This window comes from Mycobacterium shunyiense (genome assembly GCF_058270035.1).
The window spans coordinates 41,031-62,142 of record NZ_JBZDPT010000003.1; the positions used below are offsets into that span (position 1 = coordinate 41,031).

Genomic DNA, 21,112 nt, shown 5'->3' on the forward strand with positions numbered 1-21,112 from the left:
AACTAATTCGCCGAGCGCCGAAGCGTCATCGCTGTCGGCGGGTTCGGGTAATCGTCTGGAGGTACGGGTGAGTCCTGGTCGGGGTGCTCGTCGTGTGTTGAAACACGCATGGATTCCAGTGGTTCTGATTGTGGTACTGGCCGTGTCGGGCCTGGTGGTCTCACGACTACACCGGATGTTCGGCTCGGAGGATCTCAACGCGAATGCCGGCGCCGGGATCGAGATCGTCCAGTTCAACCCCAAGGTGGTCTTGTACGAGGTGTACGGACCACCCGGAACTTCCGCTGAGATCAGCTATTTCGATCCGGACGCCAAGGTGCACTCGGTCAACGCCCAGCTGCCCTGGTCCGTCACCTTGTCCACCACGTTGCCGACCGTCAGCGCGAACCTGATGGCGCGCAGCGACAGTGAAAGCAGCGGCGACCACATCGGGTGCCGTGTCACCGTCAACGGCACTGTCCGCGAGGAGCAATCCGCCAATGGCGTCAACGCCCAGACCTACTGCCTGGTGAAGTCCGCATGACCACATCCGTCACCTCGCCCGAATCCACCGGCACGCCGAAGCGGCCTGCCGTCCCGCACCTGCTGCGCATTCTGGCGTGGCCGATCATCCTGATCTGGATCGCGATCGCGGTCGTCGTGAATGTGATCGCGCCGCAGCTGGAGATCGTCGGCGAACTGCATGCCGCACCGATGGCGCCCGAGGACGCCCCGTCGATGCAGGCGATGAAGTTGATGGGCGCCAACTTCAAGGAGTTCAACTCCAACAGCACGATCATGATCGTCATCGAGGGTCAGGACCCGCTGGGCCCGGACGCGCACAGGTACTACGACGAGATCATCCGCAAGCTGCAGCAGGATCCCGAGCACATCCAGCACATCCAGGACTTCTGGGGTGACACGCTGACCGCCGCCGGCGCGCAGAGCGCCGACGGCAAAGCGTCGTACGTGATGATCAACCTCGCCGGCGAGCAAGGCATGACGCTCGCCAACGAGGGCGTCGAAGCCGTCCGCAAGGTCATCGAGGAGACGAAGGCTCCGCCCGGGGTGCAGGCGCACGTCGCCGGCCCTGCCGCACTGACCAACGACATGCACGTCATCGGCAACGCGAGCCTGGCCGAGATCACCCTGATCACCCTGGTCGCCATCGCAGCAATGCTGCTGGTGGTCTATCGGTCGATCAGGACCACGCTGATCCAGTTGTTCCTGACGTTCCTGGCGCTGTTGACCGCCCGCGGCGTGGTGTCCGTGCTGGCGATGCACGACGTATTCGGGTTGACCACCTTCGCGGGCAACATCCTGACCATGCTGGCGATCGCCGCAGCCACCGACTACGGGATCTTCATCTTCGGCCGGTACCGCGAAGACCGCGGCATGGGCCTGGACCGGGATGACTCCTATTACGCGACCTTCAAATCGGTGGCACCCGTCATCGTGGGTTCCGGTCTGACCATCGCCGGAGCGACCTACTGCCTCAGCTTCGCGCGACTGCCCTACTTCTCCACCATGGGTGCCCCCGTCGCGATCGGCATGGTCGTGGTCGTGGTCATCTCGGTCACGCTCGGCCCGGCGGTGCTCTACCTCGGTAGCCGGGTCGGGCTGTACGAGTCCAAGCGCCCCCCGCAGAGCGAGTTCTGGCGCAAGGTCGGCACTGCGGTGGTGCGTTGGCCCGCACCGATTTTCGTGACCAGCCTGTTCGTCGTGCTGATCGGGGTAGTGGCCATCCCCGGATACAAGCCGGCCTACAACGACCGGTACTACCTGCCCGATGACGCCCCGGTGAACGTCGGTTTCGCTGCTGCCGACCGGCACTTCTCCCAGGCCAGGATGAACCCCGACATCCTGATGGTCGAGTCCACCCACGACATGCGCAATCCCGCGGACATGCTTGTGCTGAACAAGATTTCGAGCAACGTGATGCACGCCGATGGCATCGCGATGGTGCAGAGCATCACCCGACCGCTGGGAATCCCCATCCAGCACAGCTCGATTCCGTTCCAGACCAGTATCTCGGGGCAGACCAGCAATATGAACCTGCCGTTCCAGCGCAAGCAACTCGACGACCAGCTTCGGATGATCGATGCGACCAACACGTCGATCGACATCATGAAGAGGCAATACCAGCTCTCGCTCGAACAGACCCGCCTCACCCAGGACTCCGCGGCGAAGTCGGAGGAGCTGCTTGAGGTCACCAAGAAGATGCGCGACAACATCGCGAACTTCGACGATCAGTTCCGGCCCATGCGCAACTACTTCTACTGGGAACCGCACTGCTTCGACATCCCGATGTGCTCCGCGGCGCGTTCGGTCTTCGACGCCCTCGACGGGATCGACGAGCTGACCGACAAGACCTCATCGGTCCAGGTCAACACCGACCAACTGGCGGACCTGGCGCCCAAATTGACTGCGCTGCTTCCGCAGACGATCGCGTCGATGGAAACCAGCCGGGACCTCTCGCTGGCGTCGTACAACTCGCAGAAGGCACTGATCGACCAGATGCAGGCGATGAACGACACCGCGCTGTCAATGGGTGCCGCCTTCGACGACGCCAAGAACGACGACCTGTTCTATCTGCCCCCGGAAGCCTTCACGAACCCCGATTTCGAGCGCGGCCTCAAGATGTTCCTGTCGCCGGACGGAAAGTCCGCCCGCATGTTCATCACCCACCAGACCGATCCGGCGACGGTGGACGGGATCGCACGAGTCGAATCCGAGCGCAAGGCCGCGCAGGAGGCGCTGAAGATGTCGTCGCTGTCGGACGCCAAGATCTATCTCGGCGGTGTGGCGGCAACCTACAAGGACATGTCCGACGGCGCCCGCTACGACCTGATGATCGCGGTGGTGTCGGCCTTGACGCTGATTTTCATGATCATGCTCATTCTGACCCGCAGTGCGGTGGCCGCGTTGGTCATCGTGCTGACGGCCGGTAGTTCGATCGCCGCGTCGTTCGGCATCTCGGTGTTGTTGTGGCAGGACCTGTTCGGGATGCCAGTGCACTGGCTGGTCATGCTGATGTCGGTGATCATCCTGCTGGCAGTCGGATCCGACTACAACCTGCTGCTGGTGTCCCGGTTCCAGGACGAGATCCACGCGGGCCTGAAGACCGGCATCATCCGGTCCATGGCCGGCACCGGCGGCGTGGTCACCTCGGCCGGGCTGGTGTTCGCGGCCACGATGGCCGGCATGATGGCGAGCAATCTGATTGTGCTGGCCCAGATGGGCTCGACCATCGCGATCGGCCTGCTGATCGACACCTTCATCGTGCGGTCACTGCTGATGCCGTCCATCGCCACCCTGCTGGGCAGGTGGTTCTGGTGGCCGCAAGTGGTGTATCCCCGCGGGGACAACCACTTCCGAAAGTCGGCGCCGCCGCGTCCGCCCCGCGCCGACGATGAGGACACTGCGGCTATCCCGGTGTCGTCGGGTTAGCCGACGCCGCGGTCACATAGGCCAATTGTCCAGGGAATTCGGACTATTGAGGGGTGCGGCGGCGGGCAGTGGTCGCGGCTGTGTGGTGGTGATGGCGTCCAGGACCAGGGCCACATAGCGGCGCCAGCCGTCGCTGCCGAGCTCCATCGTCCACAGCACGCTGTTGAGCATCGCAACGATTCTCGGCAGATCCTCGGCGACGAGGTCGCCGCGAACCAGGCCCTCATCCTGGGCGCGGGTCGTGAGTTCCTGCATGGCGGCTTCGAGGCGATCCGCGATGTTGGCCAGCGCGTCCGCGCGCCTGGCTGCAGCAAGGATGTTGTGCTCGGCGGCCCCGAGTGCCGTGGCGGCCTCGATCAGTTCGGTCAGCCCGCGCAGTGGATCCGTCCGGGCGAGCGCTTTTTCGATTGCCGGAGACAGGTTTTCGTCGATGCTCTGGTCGAGTGCCGCGCGCAGGAGGTCAGCCTTCGTCGGGAATCTGCGGTACAGCGTTCGTTCAGCCACTCCGGCGCGGTCGGCGATCGTATCGATCTGTGCATCGGGGCCGAGTTCGGCAAACACCTCACGAGCCGCCCGCAGGATGCGGTCGGCATTGCGCGCCGCATCGGTGCGTAGCGGGCGTTCTGCCATCGACGCGACTTCGGCCATGACGTCAGCCTATCTGACAGTTGACTGCCAGATCTGCTCGCTCTAACCTCGCAGCAACTGGCAGCCGACTGCCAGTTGACACCGCGGAGATTGTGAGGACCGCCCGATGACCATTCCTCGTCCTGACGTGTCGGTGGAGGCCGAACTTCCCACGATCCCCGCTCCCCGCGCCGGCGGATGCCCGTTGGCGCCGGCCCCGGCCTTCGCCCGCTGGCGGGAGACCGAAGGACTTCAGGCCGCAGTCTGGAAGGGGAAGCCGGTATGGATGATCAGTCGCTACGAGGACATCCGGGCGGCCCTCGTCGACGACCGGCTCAGTGCCAATACCGGGTTGTACGGCGTACCGACCGAGAGTGGCGAGATCGCCCTGATCTTTCCGCGTCTGGATGATCCCGAGCATCAGCGGCTGCGTCGGATGTTGACCAGGGACTTCACTTTCCGTCGCGCAGAAGCGATGCGACCGCAGATTCAGGAGTTGGTCGACGGCTTCCTCGACGAGATGATCGAGGCCGGTCCGCCGACGGACCTCGTGAGCAAGTTCGCGCTGCCGGTGCCGTCGATGGTCATCTGTCTGCTGCTGGGAGTGCCGTACGAGGATCACGAGTTCTTCCAGAAGCAGAGTGCCGCCGGGCTCGACGCCAACGCATCCGAGGAAGAGCGCCTGCAGGCCCAGCTGGCATTGTTCACCTACATGTTCGACCTGGTGGCCCGCAAGGAACGGGAACCGGGTGACGATCTGATGAGTCGGCTCATCACCGACCATGTGGCCACGGGTGAACTCAACCGCGAAACCGCCGCCATGAACGGCCAGATGTTGTTGGCTGCCGGCCACGAAACCACCGCGGGCATGATCGCTCTGGGTGCGCTGGCCCTGATCCAGCATCCCGACGCTGCCGCGCGCCTACGGGAGACCGATGACCCAGCCGTGGTGGCCGGCATCGTCGAGGAGTTGATGCGTTATCTGTCGATAGTGCACAGCCTCGTGGACCGCGTTGCTCTGGAGGATGTGGTCATCGGTGGACAGCTCGTCAGGGCCGGTGACACGGTCCTCATGAACCTGCCTGCGGGCAACTTCGACACGGGATTCGTCGATCAGCCCGATGCCTTCGACGTAAACCGCAACAGCCGAGGGCATCTCGGCTTCGGTTACGGCGTGCATCAGTGTCTCGGTCAGAACCTCGCTCGGGCCGAACTGCAGATCGCCCTGACCGCGCTGGTGCGCAGACTGCCCGGATTGCGATTGGCGGTCGAGCCGGAGGAGTTGAGATTCCACAACGACAAGGAGATCTATGGCGTTGTGGAGCTGCCGGTCACCTGGTGAGTGTCGACCCGGCCTCCAGCGCCTAGCATTCGCCGAAACCGCATTCCGGCAGGAGAAGTGCGAGTAAGGGCCTGCTGGAATGCCATTTCGGCGGCAGGGAGGGGCACCATGACGTACTTCGGCGAGCTGCGTACCCACTGGCAACCGCTGGCCGCCGCGACCGCCGGACTCAGCGCCGGCCTGAGCCTGAGCGCCTACACGAATGCCGCGATGGGGCCGCAGTTCCTCGCGGCGTTCGGTTGGAGTCGTTCGGATTTCGCCCTGACCGGTGCGATCACGTTGCTGACGTTCGTGTTCCTGCCGTTCTACGGCCGCCTCGCCGACCTGTTCGGGGTGCGGCGGATTGCCGCCGTCGGTGTCGTCGGACTGCCTGCGTGCTGGATCGCGTACGCGATGATGTCCGGCCCCATCTGGCAGTACTTCGCGATCAACGTCGCCCTCATCGCGCTCGGGGTGACCACGACGCCGGCGATCTACAGCCGGCTGGTCGCGACGCGTTTCCAGGCGGCCCGGGGCCTGGCCCTGGCAATCGCGATCTCCGGTCCGCCGCTGCTGGGCGCCATCGGCGTTCCGGCCCTCGATGTCGTCAACCGCACCTTTGGTTGGCGTGTCGGGTGTCTGGCCATCGCGGGCACCATTGCCGTCGTCGGCGTCATCGCCCTGGTGCTCGTGCCCGGACGCAACGGCGACCCGTCGCCGAGCGCGGGAGAACGTAAGGCAGGCAAGGACTACCGCGCCATCGGGCGCAGCAGGGTCTTCTGGATTCTGTTGACCGGGGTGCTGTTGTGCAATCTGTACCACTCGGTCACCACCACCCAGCTCGGGATCATGCTCGGCGACGCTGGGGCCGGCGCCGACGTCGCGGTGCTCATCACGGTGTTCGCGACCGCCGTCATCGTCGGTCGCTTCGTGTGCGGCGTGGCGCTCGACCGGCTGCCCGCGCAGGTGGTCGCCGCGGTGGCGATGGCACTGCCGGGCCTCGGGTGTCTGCTCATCGCCTCGCCGTGGGACGGCATCGGTGTTCTCGCCGTGGCCGTCTGCTGTCTCGGTGCGGCCTGGGGAGCCGAAGGCGATGTCATCGCGTACCTGGTGGCGCGCCACTTCAGCCTCGGCGTGTACAGCACCGTCCTCAGCATCCTGTCCGCGGTGATCGGCGTCTCGTCGGCAGTGGGGGCCGTGGTGCTCAGTCGTATGTTGGTTACCACCAACAGCTTCGACGGGTTCCTGGTGTTGGCGGGAGTCGCCGCCTTCATCGGAGGCGCCCTTCTGCTACTGCTGCGCCGTCGACCGGTCATATTTACAAATGGCGACAAAAGTGTCACGGTGTCCTGATGGACTTCTCCCACGTCGAGCTCTCCGAGGAAGACCGGACCTTCCGGGATGAGCTGCGGGCCTTCCTGGCCGAAGTGGTCACCGACGAGGTGATCCAGCGTGACCGCGAGACCGGCGAGAACTTCGACGAGGCAGTGCATCTGGCCCTGGGCAAGGCCGGGTACCTGGCCGGTGACTACCAGGCCGAGGCCGACGGCGGATTCAGTGCGGTCCGGCGCCGCATCTGGGAACTGGAAGTGGGCCGAGCGCACACCCCCTGGTTCCACTGGGGTACGACCGCGATGGTCGCGCATTCGATCGAGAAGTTCGCCTCACGCGAGCTTCTCGATGAGGTCCTGCCCGGTGTCTTGGACGGGCGGCTGCGGCTGTGCCTGGGCTATACCGAACCCGAAGGCGGGTCCGACGTCGCAACCTGCAAGACCCGCGCCGTAAGGGAAGCGGATGGATCAACTTGGGTTATCAATGGGTCCAAGATGTTCACCTCGAATGCGCACAACGCCCAATACGTGTTCCTGCTGACCAACACCGACCCCGCCGCGCCCAAACACAAGAGCCTCACGATGTTCCTGGTGCCGCTGGATTCCGAGGGCGTCGAGATCCAGCCGATCCGCACCGTCGACGGGGATCGCACCAACATCACCTATTACAGCGATGTCCGGGTCAGCGACCGGTACCGCGTCGGCGAGGTCAACGGCGGCTGGACGGTGCTGCGCGGCGCGCTCGAACTCGAACACGGCACCTTCGAACGCGAGACCCGAGGCCTGCAGAAGCTCGCCACCATGACCGAGCACATCACCTTGATGGCCGAGGCGGTGGACCGCGTCGCGGCCGTCGCCCCGGACGACGCGGCGTCGCGTTACCGGTTGGGTCGGGGCGTCGCCCGACTGGAAGCCGCCCTGAGCAGTCCCGACATGTACGGCCGTGTTGCGATCGCCCAGACCATGCGGGAAGTGTCGCCGGACCTGATGGATATTGTGGGATCGGCCGGCGCTTTGTCCGTCGGTACGCCAGGGGCCGTCGATGACGGCGGGGCCGAGTACATCTTCCGGCTTGCCGGTCCGACCGGCATCTACGGTGGAACTCTCGAGGTGTTCCGCAACATGATCGCCCAGCAGGCGCTGGGGCTGGGCCGGCCGAACTACTCGCCCGCGAAGTGAGGCGCGGCCGGTCGTGAGGCCGCCCGTGAAGCCCCTGGCGCGCCGAAAACCCGCGCAGGCGGCCTGGGTACTGTGGCCGGGTGCATCCCTTGGACAACGCCCTTGAACTCGAATCCGCAGGTGACGACCGGTGGCGCGGGCGGACGCTGCCGGATTGGGCCAACATGGTGGGCCCGTTCGGTGGTGTCACGGCAGCCACCCTGCTGCGCGCGGTGGAGCTCCACCCACAACGGCACGGCCAGCCGATCGCGCTGACCGTGAACTATGTGGCGCCGATCGCTGACGGCGAGTTCGAGGTCGTGACAAGGCTGGTCAAGACCAACCGGTCCAATCAGCACTGGATCGTCGAACTCGGCCAGGACAATGAGGTCAAGACCACGGCCACCGCGGTATTCGGGCTGCGCCGGGAGGGCTGGTCGGACACCGAGGTCGAGTGGCCGCAGGCTCCGGCGCCCGAGGACATCGAGCCGTCGGTGCCGCCGTTCGGCGTGGTGTGGTTCGACAACTTCGACATGCGGTTCGTCGACGGCGCGATGCCGGATGCAGGCAATGATTCTGCCGAACCGACCGAATCGGCGAGTTCGACCACGACCATATGGGTGCGCAACAAGCCCTCCAGGCCAATGGATTTCGCCGCCTTGACCGCGGTGAGCGATATCTTCTATCCGCGGGTGTTCCTGCGGCGTGGCCACTTCGTTCCGGCCGGAACGGTATCGATCTCGGTGTACTTCCACGCCGACGACGAGCAGCTCGCGGCTCAGGGGGACGACTTCGTGCTGGGAACGGCACGGGCGCACCGGTATTCCGGCGGCTACTTCGATCAGAGTGCAAGCCTCTTCGGGCGAAGCGGTACGTTGCTGGCCACCAGCCACCAGTTCGTGTACTTCAAGGCCTGAGGTCCTCGGGGACCGACTGAAGGGCGATCCAGGCGCTCACCCGGGTCTGCGGATCGTCGAGCTTCCCAGGCAGCACCTTCTCGATGGCCGCGAGACGATTGCGCACGGTGTTGCGATGCAGGCCGAGTTCCTCGGCGACCTTGAGTCTGGACCCGTGATGGCGCAGGAAACACCGTAACGTGTCCAGCTGTTCGGAATCCAGGCCGTGCAACCAGGATTCGGCGAAGGCGGCGGCCTTGTCGGGATCGATCAGACCGAGGGGGCCGTTGTCGATCACCCGGTCCCAGACCACCGGACCGGAGCCGTCGGTGGCCTGTCCCAGCGCCAATCCGGCGGTACGGTAACCGGTCTCGCCGTCGCTGGGCGCGACCGAATTCCCCACCCCGACCAGCAGCGCGTCCTCGGTCAACCGGGACGCCGTCGACCCGGCCCGGGACGGTTCGGTGATCGCGCACAGCTCACCGGCGTAGACCCCGGCAAGGATGCCGCGCCGTTCCAGAGCGGCCGCCGCGGTCTCGATGGCGGCCGCGTCCCCGGTGGCCCGCAAGAAGCGAATGCGCTTCGGCAGCACGGTCCCCGCCTGGTCCACCTCCAACACCAATTGGGCAGTGCGGACATCGCTTTCGGCGATGAGCTCGATTGCCCGTTCGCGCAGATGCCGACGGGTGGTGGCACGGCTGCGATCCTGTTCGTCGATGAGGCCCAACAGTGCCACGGCGGTCGTCACGGCCTGACGTTGTTCTTCCGATGCCCTAGCCGGCATCAAGGCGGCCAGATAGGCCGACGCCCGCCCGCGCAAACCGATGGGGTGCACCGACACCGAGGCGGTCGGGTTGGACTGTGCCGCAGCCGACCGCAATCCGTGTGCCTGGAGCCGCATGACGTCGTCGGCGACCTCGTCGAGCGGAAACTCGCTGCGACGGGCGCCGACCGGGCCGGTGACGACGCGGCCATCGGGATTCAGCAGGCAGGTCGCGCCGTCGAGCGCCGCGGCCAGTGCCGTGATGACCGCAACGGCGGGCTCCGGTTTGGCCGCCGCCGAGATGAGCTTGCGCTGCGTCTTGAGTGACTCGCGGGTGGCGGTGGACTCCTGTTCTTCCAGAAGATGCGCGACGTATCGGCTGATCGCGACGAACGTGGTCGGGCGCGGTACCTCGAACAGATTCACGTGGTGTCTGCGGCAGGCATCGGCGAGTTCGGCGGGCGTTTCGGCGTGGGTGAGTCCGACGGCGAATCCGATGCCTGCCACACCGGCGTCGGCAAGCCTGCGCACGTAGCCGTCCCACTGGCCGTGCCAGTCGCCGGTCTCCAGGCCCGTGGTCAGCAGGATCTCGCCGCCTTCCAGGAACGGCCCCGGGTCGGCGAGCTCACTCGTGGCCACCCAGCGGACCGCTGCCTCCGGGCGACCGACCTGGACGGCACTCAGTCCGAGTGCGCGTGCGTCGAGGAGATCGCCGACCAGGACCATCTTGCCAGTTTTGCACAATCATCTGCGGTGGAATGTGCATTCCTGACCTGCCGCGCGCGGTGGCCGTTGCCTAGCGTGAGGGCAGACAACCGCCAGCAGCAGGAGGAACACGTGAGCATCGCCGAGATCGCGGGTGCGGCCGTCACCCAGGAACGCCGGATCGTCACCGCCATTCCGGGCCCGGTCTCGCAGCAGATGCAGGCTCGGAAGACAGCTGCGGTCGCGGGCGGGGTCGGCACCACATTGCCCGTGTACGTGGTCGCCGCGGGCGGCGGAATCCTCGTCGACGCCGACGGCAACCAGCTCATCGACTTCGGCTCCGGCATCGCCGTGACCACCGTGGGCAACAGCGCACCGGCCGTCGTCGAGGCCGTCACCGAGCAGGTCGCGGCGTTCACCCACACCTGCTTCATGGTCACCCCGTACGAGGGATACGTGCGGGTGGCCGAGGAGCTCAACCGGCTCACCCCCGGCGACCACGACAAGCGCAGCGTGCTGTTCAACTCCGGCGCCGAAGCCGTCGAGAACGCCGTCAAGATCGCGCGGGCCTACACCCGTCGGCAGGCCGTCGTGGTGTTCGACCACGCCTACCACGGCCGTACCAACCTGACCATGGCGATGACCGCCAAGAACCAGCCGTACAAGAACGGCTTCGGGCCGTTCGCCGGTGAGGTGTACCGGGTTCCGACGTCCTTCCCGTTCCGTGACGGCGAGACTGACGGTGTCGCTGCGGCCGCCCGAGCCCTTGACCTGATCGACAAGCAGGTCGGGGCCGAGAACGTCGCTGCCGTGGTGATCGAGCCCATTCAGGGTGAAGGCGGATTCGTCGTTCCCGCACCGGGATTCCTGCGCGCACTGCAGGACTGGTGTACCGAGGCCGGCGCGGTGTTCGTCGCCGACGAGGTGCAGTCGGGCTTCGCCCGCACCGGCGCGATGTTCGCCGTCGAGCACGACGGCGTCGTGCCGGATCTGATCGTCACCGCCAAGGGCATCGCCGGTGGCCTGCCGCTGTCGGCGGTCACCGGTCGCGCCGAGATCATGGATGCGCCGCATGCCGGCGGCCTCGGCGGTACCTACGGCGGTAACCCGATCGCGTGTGCGGCAGCACTCGCGGTGATCGACACCATCGAGCGCGACGGACTGCTGGCCCGTGCGGTGGAGATCGAGAAGGCGATGACCGGCCGCCTCGAGGCAATCGCTGCCGAGGATTCCCGGATCGGCGAGGTCCGTGGCCGCGGCGCGATGATCGCCGTCGAACTGGTCAAGGCCGGTACGACCGAACCCGACGCCGATCTGGCCAAGCGGGTCTCGACCGCCGCCCACGCGCAGGGGCTGGTGGTGCTGACCTGCGGAACCTACGGCAACGTGCTCCGTTTCCTGCCGCCGCTGTCGATGCCCGACCACCTGCTCAAGGAGGGGCTGGACATCCTGGCCGCCATCTTCGCCGAGACCCGCTGAGCGCTGGTCGGCTCGATCCCTGGAGATTTGAGTGAACACACAGAACGCGATCGCCGGACTCGACGCCAAGCACGGCATCCTCATCGACGGGCAGAACCGCGGTGCTGCCACCACGTTCGAGGTGCACGACCCGGCGACCGGCCGGCCCATCGCCGAGGTCGCCGACGGCACGGTGGCCGACGCCCGCTCGGCCGTCGATGCCGCACACCGGGCCTTCGCCGGCTGGGCCGCGACGAGCCCGAGGCAGCGCAGCGACATCCTGCGCCGGGTGTTCGACCTGATGGTCGCCGACTCCGAGCGTCTGGCCGCCCTGATCTGCGCGGAGAACGGCAAATCGCAGGCCGACGCCCGGGCTGAGGTGGGCTATGCCGCCGAGTTCTTCCGCTGGTTCTCCGAGGAAGCGGTGCGGACGGACGGTGCCTACGGGGTGAGCCCCGCCGGTGGCACCCGGACCCTGGTCACGCACAAGCCGGTCGGGGTCGCTGCGCTGGTGACGCCCTGGAACTTCCCGGCCGCGATGGCGACCCGCAAGATCGCCCCCGCGCTGGCCGCGGGTTGCACCGTGGTCCTCAAGCCGGCCGCCGAGACGCCCCTGACAGCACTGGCGATCGCCGGAATACTGTCGGCCGCAGGCGTTCCCGACGGTGTGGTCAACATGGTGCCCACCACCGATGCCGCTGCCGTGGTCGAGGACTGGTTGAGCGATGACCGGGTCCGCAAGGTGTCGTTCACCGGTTCCACCGGCGTCGGCCGGGTGCTGCTCAAGCAGGCCGCGGACCGGATCGTCAACGCCAGCATGGAACTCGGCGGCAACGCTCCGTTCATCGTCACCGCCGACGCCGACGTCGAGGCGGCGATCGCCGGTGCGATGGTGGCCAAGTTCCGTGGCGGTGGGCAGGCCTGCACAGCGGCCAACCGGTTCTATGTGCACGCCTCGGTCGTCGAGGAGTTCGTCGCCGGACTCGGCGCCGAGGTGGCCGCGCTGCGAGTGGGTTCGGCATCCGATCCGGCATCGCAGATCGGCCCCCTGGTGAGCGAGCGCGCAGCGCAGCGGGTGGCTGCCACGATCGATGCCGCAGTGGCCGACGGCGCGGTGATCGCCGCGCGGGCCGAGGCGCCGTCCGAAGGCTGGTTCGTCGCGCCCACACTGTTGACCGGGGTTGCCCCGGATGCCGCCGTGCTCGCTGACGAGATCTTCGGCCCGGTCGCCCCGGTGGTGGTGTGGGACGACGAGGAAGACCTGCTGCGTTGGGCCAACGACACCGAATACGGTTTGGCCGCCTACGTTTACGCCGGGCGGCTGCAAGATGCGGTGCGGCTCGCCGAATCCCTCGACGCCGGCATGGTCGGCATCAACCGGGGTGTCGTGTCCGATCCGTCGACCCCGTTCGGCGGGATGAAGCAGAGCGGACTCGGCCGCGAAGGCGCACGTGTCGGCCTGGAGGAGTTCCAGGAGACGCAGTACTTCAGCGTGGCGTTCGACTGACCGGTCGGCTCAGAACGGCGCCGAGTGCTGCATCAGGCTCAACATCAGCACGACCATGCACAGCAGTGAGCTGAACATGATCAGCCCCATGATGACGACCACGAACCACGACGCGCAGCGCTGCTTGCCGCGTGCCAGCTTCGCTATCCGCTCGTCGTGCATGAGTTCGTCTGCGACGAAGGCGAATTGGACGCGTTCCAGCTCGGCATCGGCGGCAGGGGCCCCGGAGGAGATTTCCCGAAGGCGGGCTGCGGCGATGCCCACCCCAACGCGGTCGAATCGCCGGCTCATCTGACGCGCCTGTCTGCGGGTGAGACGGTGATCGAGGGCATCGACCGAATGCGGCCACTGTGCCCAGCCGCCGTGCGCGTTCGACGGGGTCGTCATAACCTATCGAGTCTACGAGCGTACCGGGCTGTCAGGAAGCCTGCGGGCGTGAGTTGTTCACGTGCGCAAGTACTTTGTTCAGCCGATGACACGGTGTACGTCCTCGGTCACCTCGCCGCCGTCCTGGGCGATCCACGGTCCGTCGATCGACGGGTCGATGATCCCGTCCTCCAGCCACGTGTACCGACCGTCGAGCACAGCATGCGCCAACGTTCGGTCAGAGTCGTCGCTGTTGTCCCACAGTTCGGTGAACAGCCGGTCGGCCCGCACTCGGGCTTGACGACAGAACGCGTCGGCGAGCTCCGTCGCGGAGTCGGGGGTGTCGCTGCGGGCCCGGACGCAGGCCGCCGTCATCGCGAACAGTTCCGCGCCGATGTCGACGATCCGGCCGAGGAAGCGCTGCCGGTATTCCAACTTGCCCTGCCACCGGGACATCGCATAGAACGTGCTGCGGGCGAGCTTGCGGCTGGCCCGTTCGACATACCGCAGGTGTTCGCCGAGTGGTCCGAACTCGGTGAATGATGTTGGTAGTTGACCCTTCCCGGTGACCAGGGTGGGTAGCCAGCGCGCATAGAACTTGCCGGCCTGTGCGGCTGCCTTCGCCTTGTGTTTGAGGTCGGCGTCGGGGTCGATGATGTCGCCCGCCACTGAAAGGTGGGCGTCGACAGCCTCGCGGGCCAGCATCAGATGCATGATCTCGGTGGAACCCTCGAAGATGCGGTTGATCCGCATGTCGCGCAGTACCTGCTCGACGGGCACCCCGCGCTCGCCGCGAGCCGCCAGCGATTCGGCGGTCTCGAAGCCGCGGCCGCCACGGATCTGCACCAGCTCGTCGGCGATCAGCCAGGTCATCTCCGAGCCGTAGAGCTTGGCCAGTGCGGCCTCGATCCGGATGTCGGTGCGGCCCGCGTCGGCGAGCTCGCCGGCAAGCTCGACCATCGACTCGATTCCGTAAGCAGTGGCCGCGATGAATGCCACCTTGCCGGCCACCGCGTCGTGCTCACCGACCGGTCGGCCCCACTGCACGCGTTCCTTCGACCACTCCCTGGCGATCTTCACGCACCACTTCGCCGTTCCGGTGCACACCGCCGGCAGCGACAGCCGTCCGACGTTGAGCGTGGTCAGCGCGATCTTGAGGCCTTCACCCTCGCGGCCGATGCGGTTCGCCGCGGGCACCCGCACGTCGGTCAGCTTGGTCAGACCGTTCTCGATTCCGCGTAGCCCCATGAATGCGTTGCGGTTGGTGACGACGATGCCGGGGGTGTCCGCTTCGACGACGAAGGCGGTGATGCCGCCTCTGTGTCCCTCGCCCGGCGGCACCTGGGCCATCACCACCAGCAGATCGGCGATGACCCCGTTGGTGGTCCACAGTTTGACGCCGTTGAGCAGGTAGTCGTCGCCGTCGGGGGTCGCGGTGGCGTGCAACCTGGCCGGGTCACTGCCGACGTCGGGTTCGGTGAGCAGGAAGGCACTGATCTCCCGCGTGCACCGCGGCAGCCAGGTCTGCTTCTGCTCGGCGGTCCCGAACATCGAGACCGGCTGCGGCACGCCGATCGACTGATGCGCGGACAACAACGCGCCCAGAGCGGGGTGAACCGAGCCGACCAGGGCGAGGGCCTTGTTGTAGTACACCTGCGACAGGCCAAGCCCTTCGTAGTCGACGCCGATCTTCATGCCGAACGCGCCGAGCCCCTTCAAACCCTGGATGACCTTGTCCGGGATCTGTGCATCGCGTTCGATGACCGCGGCGTCAATCTGCGTCTCGCAGAACTCCCGAAGTTCGGCGAGGAAGGCCTCGCCCCGCTCCGTGGTCTCGGCCGAACCACGCGGGTGCGGGTGGACCAGGTCCAACCGCAGCCTGCCGAGAAACAGTTCTTTGCCGAAACTGGGCTGGTCCCACCGCGCTTCCCGCGCCTCCTCGGCGACCTGCCTGGCTTGTCGTTCGTTGACTTCTCCGGTAGCGGTCATCGCCGGCCTCCATATGTCCGTTCTCTGGTGGCATACCCGCAAACGGCCCTGCTCACGCTCCGTCGCTGGTCGGCCGTAACGCGAATATCTGAAAAGAGCGGCTGCCGGCGCGCTCCTGGGCCAACGCGTAGTTGGGCCAGAAGTCGAGAATCGTGCGCCACGCGCGTTGACGTTCCGCACCCGTGAGCAGCTCGACGGCGACGTTCTCGGTGGTGCCGTCGCGAGTGATCCGCGCGCGGTCGGTGGCCCGCAGATTGTGGGTCCAGTCCGGATGGGTCGGCAGGCCCCAATTGGAGCCCACCAACAACAGTGAACCGCCGTCGCAGACGTATTGAACCGTCACCGTCCGCAAGATGCCGGACCTGCGTCCGGCGACCGTCAATTGCAGCGACGGCAGCCCGGCGAGTTCGAGTACGCCGTACCGACCGCGGCTGAGCCGGCGCGCCAGGCGCTCGACCGGAGGGACCAGCCGGTGCCACTTGAGCATCAGCCGATAGACATACGGACTGCCGGCCACCGCGCCGAGGAGCCTCACCCGGCCAGCATAGGGACCCGCACCGGTTTCGCCGGACCGCCGGGCGCGGCTGGGTTCAACTGCGGTGTGGACCGTCATACTGACGAAGTGGCGCCGAGAAAAGTGCGGGACACATCACCGAAGCAGGGTTGGCTGACACCCAAGCAGCAGCGTGCCTGGGTCGCCTACATGCGCGTGCAATTGCGGATGAACTACGAAATGAACCGCCAGCTGCAGGCCGATTCGGGGTTGTCGCTCGCCGACTATGACGTGCTGGTGGCGTTGAGCAACGTGGGTGACGACGGCATGCGCGTCAGCGACCTCGCCGCGCAGATCGGCTGGGAACGCAGTCGGCTGTCACATCAGTTGCGTCGTATGGAGGAACGTGGCCTGACCGAACGCCGCGCCAGCGTCGAGGACGGTCGCACCACCAACGTCATCCTCACCGAGAATGGTCGGCAGGCGATCGGGGAGGCCGCGCCTGGTCATGTCGATCTGGTGCGCAGACTTTTCTTCGATCCCCTGCCCGAAAACCTGCTCGCACCGTTCACTGCGGCGCTGGAGCACATCCACGTCAACCTCGACCACAACAGCTCGCTGCCTCCTGCGCCGAGTTAGCATTTAGGTGAAGTATCACTTAAATGTCAGGAGTCGAAATGAGTGAAGTGATCACCCGTCTGATGGAGGCCAATCTTCTGGCTGTGTTCGACCAGCGCGACCCGCAACTCCGGGCCGTAGCCATCGCGACCACGTACGCGGATGATGTGCAGTGGATCGATGACGAAGGGGTTGCCACCGGTCACGCCCAACTTGATGCCAAGGCGGCTGAACTGCAGGAAAAGCTTTCCGGATTGCATTTCGCGAAGGTCGGCCCGGTCCGGCAAACGCGCGGTCTGGGATTTCTGGCCTGGGAGGTGCGCACCGCGGACGATGGCACCGTGGCGTCGGGCTTTGACGTGGCGGAGATATCGGGCGAGCGAATCGTCCGGATGTGGACGGTGCTGAACTCGCCGGAATAGGTGACGTATCACCTATGTTGTAGCGGACGGAACGCACGAACCGCATACGAAAGGAGTTCGATCATGGGACAGCTCGACGGCAAGACGGCACTCGTCACCGGGGGAACCTCGGGGATCGGGCTGGCCACCGCCCGGCGGCTCGCCGACGAAGGCGCCTACGTTTTCATCACCGGCCGCGACCGCGCCCGCCTGGACGCGGCGGCCGCCTCTATCGGCGCCCACGGCATCCAGAGCGACATCAGCAAGATCGAGGATCTCGACGCCCTCGCCGAGGAGATCGGTGGGCACGGCAAGGGGCTCGACGTCGTTTTTGCGAACGCAGGCGGCGGTGACTTCGCCACCCTCGCCGACGTCACCCCAGAGCACTACCGGGACAACTTCGATCGCAACGTGGCCGGCACGGTGTTCACCGTGCAGAAGATGCTGCCATTGCTGAACGAGGGCGCCTCGGTCGTCCTCGCCGGTTCTACTGCCGCCTCGGAGGGCGTGGCCGCGTTCGGCCTCTACGCGGCGTCGAAGGCCGCCATTCGCTCGCTCGGCCGCACGTGGGCTGCTGAACTGGCCGACTGCAAGATCCGCGTCAACACTGTCGTGCCCGGACCGATCGAAACTCCCGGCCTGACCGGGCTGGCACCGGTGGACCAGAAGCAGGATCTGCTCGACGGTATGGCCTCGCAGGTGCCGATGAAGCGGCTCGGCCGTCCGGAGGAGATCGCTTCTGCGGTGCTGTTCCTGGCCTCGGATCAGAGCAGCTTCATGACCGGCGCGGAGCTCGCGGTCGACGGCGGGCAGATTCAGCTGTGACACGGGTCTCGGTACACTTACCGTAAGTCCGACGGTTAGGAGCCGCGTTGATCAAGGTCATGCAGGGCGTGCGAGTGCTCGAGGTCGCGCAATTCACCTTCGTGCCGGCGGCGGGAGCCATTCTCGCCGACTGGGGTGCCGACGTTATCAAGGTCGAGCACCCGGTGCGCGGCGACACCCAGCGTGGGTTCATCAACATGGGCGGGTTCCAGCTCGACCCGAACCGGCATCCGCTCATCGAGCACCCCAACCGCGGTAAGCGCAGCGTCGGCATCGACGTCTCCACCCCCGGCGGGCAGGAGGTGCTGTATGAGATCGCGAAGACGGCAGATGTCTTCCTGACCAATTACCTTCCCGCCCAACGGCAGAAGAACAAGTTCGATGTCGAGCACATCAGGGCGGTGAACCCGGACATCATCTACGCCCGCGGCAGCGCCTACGGCGACAAAGGTTCCGAGCGCGATACCGGCGGCTTCGACGGCACCGCCTTCTGGACCCGCAGCGGTGTCGGGCACGCGCTCACCCCGGAGGCGATCAACGGTGCACTTTCGCAAGGCATTCCGGCGTTCGGTGATTCGATCGGCGGGATGAACATCGCGGGCGGCATCTCGGCGGCGTTGTTCCACCGCGAGCGGACCGGGGAAACGGCCGAGATCGACGTCTCACTGCTGAGCACGGCGTGGTGGGCGGCCGGCGCCAGCGTCACGCAGGGCATGGAGACCGGTGAGACGATGCGCTCGCTGATGCCCGACGACGCCACTTCAGTGAACCCGTTCATGGCCAACTACCGGACGTCCGACGGCGGCACCATCAACCTGTGCATCGTCAGCCCGACCGGCTACATCCGCGATGCCTTCGAACATCTCGGTCTACCCGAGCTCGCCGACGATCCGCGGTTCTCCGATGTGCTGCCGCTGATCGAGAACGCCTCGGAAGGTGTCGAACTCATCGCGAAGGCGATCGGCAGCAAGCCGTTCGAGTACTGGCGTCAGCACCTCAAGACCATGAAGGGTCAGTGGGCGCCGTTCCAAAGCCTGGTCGACCTGGCCACGGACGACCAGGCTGTCGCCAACGACATGATCGTCGAGGTGGACGCCAGTGACGGCGGCAAGCCGTTCAAGGTGGTGCGCGGGCCGGTGCAGTTCAACCACGAACCGCTCGAGACCACCCGGGCACCTCAGGCTTCCGAGCACACCGAGATCGTGCTGATGGAACTCGGCCTCGACTGGGACCGAATCGAAGAGCTCAAAGACTCGGGCGCGATCGCCTGAGGCTAGTTGCAGCCGCCAGCGTGTACCCACCGGCCGTTGTAGCCGATGCAGCCGCTGACGTTGGAACCCGGTGGGGGCGGTGGCGGAGGCACGTCCTCCGGGAGCGGCGCGTAGTAGGCCGGCGGCGGAACATAAGGGGCGACGGCGTCGGCGATGTTGACGCAGCCGCCGACCGAAATCCGGCGCCCGGCGCTGGCGCACACGTCGGCGTTGGCGGTCCCGGCTGGGGCGGCCAGGACGATGGCGCCGGGCAGCGCGGTGAAGGCGAGCGCGACCGTGGCCGCGCGGAGCCATGATGATCGAGACGTTGGGGTGTTCATCGTTGTCCTAGAGGCTGATCAGGTGGCTTGATCCCGCAACGGGCGCGGAAGTCGGTCAGCGGCTGACGAATCCCGACCAGGTCCGCGTGGGCCTGCGGGTTGGCGTCGAAGAAGTCCTTGGTGGCACCCGGCACTTCTTCCTGTGGGCGGCCGTGCAGATTTGTGTAGAAATCGTTCACGTCCGGATGGGTCCACAAATACGTGGAGGTTGCCGCGGCGACTCCGGAGGCGATGCCGGCGAGATCGGCGGCCGTGCAATTGGGCGGTGGCGGCTCGGCGGCTGCTGTCACGGGACTCGACAGGCCGACGACAACCCCGACGGCACCGGCGGCGAACGCCGGCACCATTCCGTAGCGCACGGTGATCGGTGTGCGGGACACAGCGGGACTCCTTCCCGAGGTGGGCAGGTGCCGATTGCATCGCCCGGCGGGCCGAACTTTAGCAGGTGGGAGTGGGTGTGTGCGACGAATCTTTCGCTCGGCAAGAACGTGGCATGTCTTGGTGCGTCGGCCTTTAGGGCCGCGGCGGTACTACGGTGCGGCCATTGCGATACGCCGTCGGGGTGGTGCCGAACCAGCGCTTACAGGAGCGGGTGAGGACACTTTGCTCGGCATAGCCGAGTTGGTGGCAGAGTTGGTCGAGGCTGAGGTCGGTGTCGAGCAGCAGACGTTGAGCGGACTCGCGCCGCGTCTGGTCGACGAGGTCGGCGAACGTGGCGTTCTCGGCGAGCAGACGCCGTTGCAGGGCCTTCGGGTGAAGACCGATGTGACGGGCGATGTCGGTCAGGCCGACCACCCCGGTGGGCAGGAGTTGGCGCACCAGGCTACGGACCAGCTGGCTGGTGGTCGGGTTGGATTCACCCATCACCTGGGCCAGATAGTCGACCGCGGTCTGGTGGGCAAGTCGATCGGTGGGCAGTGGCTGCTGCAGGTCGGTGGTGCGCAGGGTGAAGCCGGCGACCGGTTCGAAAAAGCTGGGCGGACAGCCGAAGTAGCTCTGATAGTCGTCGCTGGGCGTCAGCGCGGAATGGGGTAGGTGCACGGCGACAGGCCGGTAGTCGGCGCCGAGGAACAGCCGCAGTACCTGCAACGTGACTCCCAGCGACAGCTCGATGGCCTGGGCTTGCGGTGGTACCGGGTTCAGGGCGTACTCGAATTCGAAACGGCGCAGATCCGGGTCGAGATGTGTGGTCACCCGCGCGGTGATCGACGGGCTGTAGGCCGCCATGAACTTGTCGAAGATCAGGAAGGCTTCGGCAACGGTGGCGGCGTTACGACCCGCCAGCCCGACCGGGCCGAGGATGTCGATGCCTTGGCGGAGCGCCAAACGCCGCCCGAAGTCCGGGGTTTCGAGTGTGGCGGCAGTGTCTTCGAGCATCTGTGCCCCGTTGGGCAGGGAGATGAAGCGGTCATGGCGGCCGACATCGTCGTAGGGAATGTTGGCGGCATCGACCAGAGCGTGACTATCCCCACCGAGTTCGGTGACCAGCTGGTGAAAATTCGTGAGGGCCGTGCCCCGGATCACGGCCATGTCCCACAATGTCAAAGATTTGTCCCGGAATGTCAAGACAGAAGCTGTCAGTTTGCTGCACAGTAGATGCCCGGGTCGGGGTGAAACGGCTGCGCGGCTTGCCC

The 21,112-nt window shown here is 66.2% G+C and carries 20 protein-coding genes; 12 read left to right on the plus strand and 8 right to left on the minus strand.

Annotated features, from left to right (window positions below):
- The first annotated feature begins 94 nt into the window (after window positions 1-94).
- Both AC4ELS_RS02995 and AC4ELS_RS03000 read left to right on the plus strand, forming a co-directional pair.
- The gene (locus tag AC4ELS_RS02995; protein ID WP_064881610.1) at window positions 95-523 is read left to right on the plus strand and encodes an MmpS family transport accessory protein; all 429 of its coding nucleotides are present in this window, start codon (window positions 95-97) and stop codon (window positions 521-523) included.
- Window positions 520-3,429, plus strand: coding sequence for an MMPL/RND family transporter (locus AC4ELS_RS03000; protein ID WP_448445177.1), 2,910 nt, complete (start codon window positions 520-522; stop codon window positions 3,427-3,429). Before AC4ELS_RS02995 ends, AC4ELS_RS03000 begins: the two co-directional genes overlap by 4 nt.
- Window positions 3,430-3,441: 12 nt before the next feature.
- On the opposite strand, the gene AC4ELS_RS03005 is transcribed toward AC4ELS_RS03000, so the two are convergent.
- Window positions 3,442-4,077 carry a TetR/AcrR family transcriptional regulator gene (locus tag AC4ELS_RS03005; RefSeq protein ID WP_448445179.1) on the minus strand — a complete coding sequence of 212 codons (636 nt, stop codon included), beginning with the start codon at window positions 4,075-4,077 and terminating at the stop codon, window positions 3,442-3,444.
- Window positions 4,078-4,183: 106 nt separating this feature from the next.
- On the opposite strand from AC4ELS_RS03005, the gene AC4ELS_RS03010 reads away from it, so the two are divergent.
- The 4 genes from AC4ELS_RS03010 to AC4ELS_RS03025 all read left to right on the plus strand — a co-directional run bounded on the left by AC4ELS_RS03010 (window position 4,184) and on the right by AC4ELS_RS03025 (window position 8,783).
- Window positions 4,184-5,398, plus strand: a complete 1,215-nt coding sequence (locus tag AC4ELS_RS03010; RefSeq protein WP_448445181.1) for a cytochrome P450 — start codon at window positions 4,184-4,186, stop codon at window positions 5,396-5,398.
- 108 nt (window positions 5,399-5,506) lie between these two features.
- Window positions 5,507-6,730 (plus strand): MFS transporter, encoded by a 1,224-nt coding sequence (locus AC4ELS_RS03015; RefSeq protein ID WP_448445183.1) that lies wholly within the window; start codon window positions 5,507-5,509, stop codon window positions 6,728-6,730.
- Window positions 6,730-7,887, plus strand: a complete 1,158-nt coding sequence (locus AC4ELS_RS03020; protein WP_499045765.1) for an acyl-CoA dehydrogenase family protein — start codon at window positions 6,730-6,732, stop codon at window positions 7,885-7,887. Before AC4ELS_RS03015 ends, AC4ELS_RS03020 begins: the two co-directional genes overlap by 1 nt.
- An 80-nt stretch (window positions 7,888-7,967) precedes the next feature.
- Entirely contained in the window at window positions 7,968-8,783 is an 816-nt protein-coding gene (locus AC4ELS_RS03025) for an acyl-CoA thioesterase (RefSeq protein ID WP_448445187.1), read from the plus strand.
- On the opposite strand, the gene AC4ELS_RS03030 is transcribed toward AC4ELS_RS03025, so the two are convergent.
- Complete coding sequence (locus AC4ELS_RS03030) at window positions 8,773-10,251, minus strand: PucR family transcriptional regulator (RefSeq protein WP_499045767.1); 1,479 nt, start codon at window positions 10,249-10,251, stop codon at window positions 8,773-8,775. The two genes, AC4ELS_RS03025 and AC4ELS_RS03030, sit on opposite strands and share 11 nt — an antisense overlap.
- 111 nt (window positions 10,252-10,362) lie before the next feature.
- On the opposite strand from AC4ELS_RS03030, the gene gabT reads away from it, so the two are divergent.
- Window positions 10,363-11,709 (plus strand): 4-aminobutyrate--2-oxoglutarate transaminase, encoded by a 1,347-nt coding sequence (gene gabT, locus AC4ELS_RS03035; protein ID WP_499045769.1) that lies wholly within the window; start codon window positions 10,363-10,365, stop codon window positions 11,707-11,709.
- A gap of 31 nt (window positions 11,710-11,740) precedes the next feature.
- Window positions 11,741-13,195: an NAD-dependent succinate-semialdehyde dehydrogenase gene (locus AC4ELS_RS03040; RefSeq protein ID WP_499045771.1), complete on the plus strand. Its 1,455-nt coding sequence runs from the start codon at window positions 11,741-11,743 to the stop codon at window positions 13,193-13,195.
- 9 nt (window positions 13,196-13,204) lie between these two features.
- Here the strand turns inward: AC4ELS_RS03040 and AC4ELS_RS03045 are convergent, their stop codons facing one another.
- The 3 genes from AC4ELS_RS03045 to AC4ELS_RS03055 form a co-directional block, all read right to left on the minus strand.
- Complete coding sequence (locus AC4ELS_RS03045; RefSeq protein WP_055110804.1) at window positions 13,205-13,582, minus strand: hypothetical protein; 378 nt, start codon at window positions 13,580-13,582, stop codon at window positions 13,205-13,207.
- A 78-nt stretch (window positions 13,583-13,660) separates the two neighbouring features.
- Window positions 13,661-15,550: an acyl-CoA dehydrogenase family protein gene (locus AC4ELS_RS03050; RefSeq protein ID WP_499045773.1), complete on the minus strand. Its 1,890-nt coding sequence runs from the start codon at window positions 15,548-15,550 to the stop codon at window positions 13,661-13,663.
- A gap of 52 nt (window positions 15,551-15,602) precedes the next feature.
- Window positions 15,603-16,085, minus strand: a complete 483-nt coding sequence (locus tag AC4ELS_RS03055; protein WP_254358730.1) for a nitroreductase family deazaflavin-dependent oxidoreductase — start codon at window positions 16,083-16,085, stop codon at window positions 15,603-15,605.
- 87 nt (window positions 16,086-16,172) lie between these two features.
- Between AC4ELS_RS03055 and AC4ELS_RS03060 the strand changes: the two genes are divergently transcribed.
- From AC4ELS_RS03060 to AC4ELS_RS03075, 4 genes are all read left to right on the plus strand, one after another.
- Window positions 16,173-16,682 (plus strand): MarR family winged helix-turn-helix transcriptional regulator, encoded by a 510-nt coding sequence (locus AC4ELS_RS03060; RefSeq protein ID WP_064958418.1) that lies wholly within the window; start codon window positions 16,173-16,175, stop codon window positions 16,680-16,682.
- A gap of 38 nt (window positions 16,683-16,720) precedes the next feature.
- Window positions 16,721-17,083, plus strand: a complete 363-nt coding sequence (locus AC4ELS_RS03065) for a nuclear transport factor 2 family protein (RefSeq protein ID WP_499045777.1) — start codon at window positions 16,721-16,723, stop codon at window positions 17,081-17,083.
- Window positions 17,084-17,146: 63 nt separating this feature from the next.
- Window positions 17,147-17,887, plus strand: coding sequence for an SDR family oxidoreductase (locus AC4ELS_RS03070; protein WP_499045779.1), 741 nt, complete (start codon window positions 17,147-17,149; stop codon window positions 17,885-17,887).
- Between the two features lie 59 nt (window positions 17,888-17,946).
- Window positions 17,947-19,158, plus strand: coding sequence for a CaiB/BaiF CoA transferase family protein (locus AC4ELS_RS03075; RefSeq protein ID WP_064881631.1), 1,212 nt, complete (start codon window positions 17,947-17,949; stop codon window positions 19,156-19,158).
- Window positions 19,159-19,160: 2 nt separating this feature from the next.
- Here the strand turns inward: AC4ELS_RS03075 and AC4ELS_RS03080 are convergent, their stop codons facing one another.
- The 3 genes from AC4ELS_RS03080 to AC4ELS_RS03090 form a co-directional block, all read right to left on the minus strand.
- On the minus strand, window positions 19,161-19,478 hold the full coding sequence (locus tag AC4ELS_RS03080; RefSeq protein WP_064881585.1) for a hypothetical protein: 318 nt from the start codon (window positions 19,476-19,478) through the stop codon (window positions 19,161-19,163).
- Window positions 19,475-19,825, minus strand: coding sequence for a heme-binding protein (locus AC4ELS_RS03085; protein ID WP_064881630.1), 351 nt, complete (start codon window positions 19,823-19,825; stop codon window positions 19,475-19,477). Before AC4ELS_RS03085 ends, AC4ELS_RS03080 begins: the two co-directional genes overlap by 4 nt.
- 166 nt (window positions 19,826-19,991) lie before the next feature.
- Complete coding sequence (locus AC4ELS_RS03090) at window positions 19,992-21,008, minus strand: AraC family transcriptional regulator (RefSeq protein WP_064881583.1); 1,017 nt, start codon at window positions 21,006-21,008, stop codon at window positions 19,992-19,994.
- Window positions 21,009-21,112: the final 104 nt, after the last annotated feature.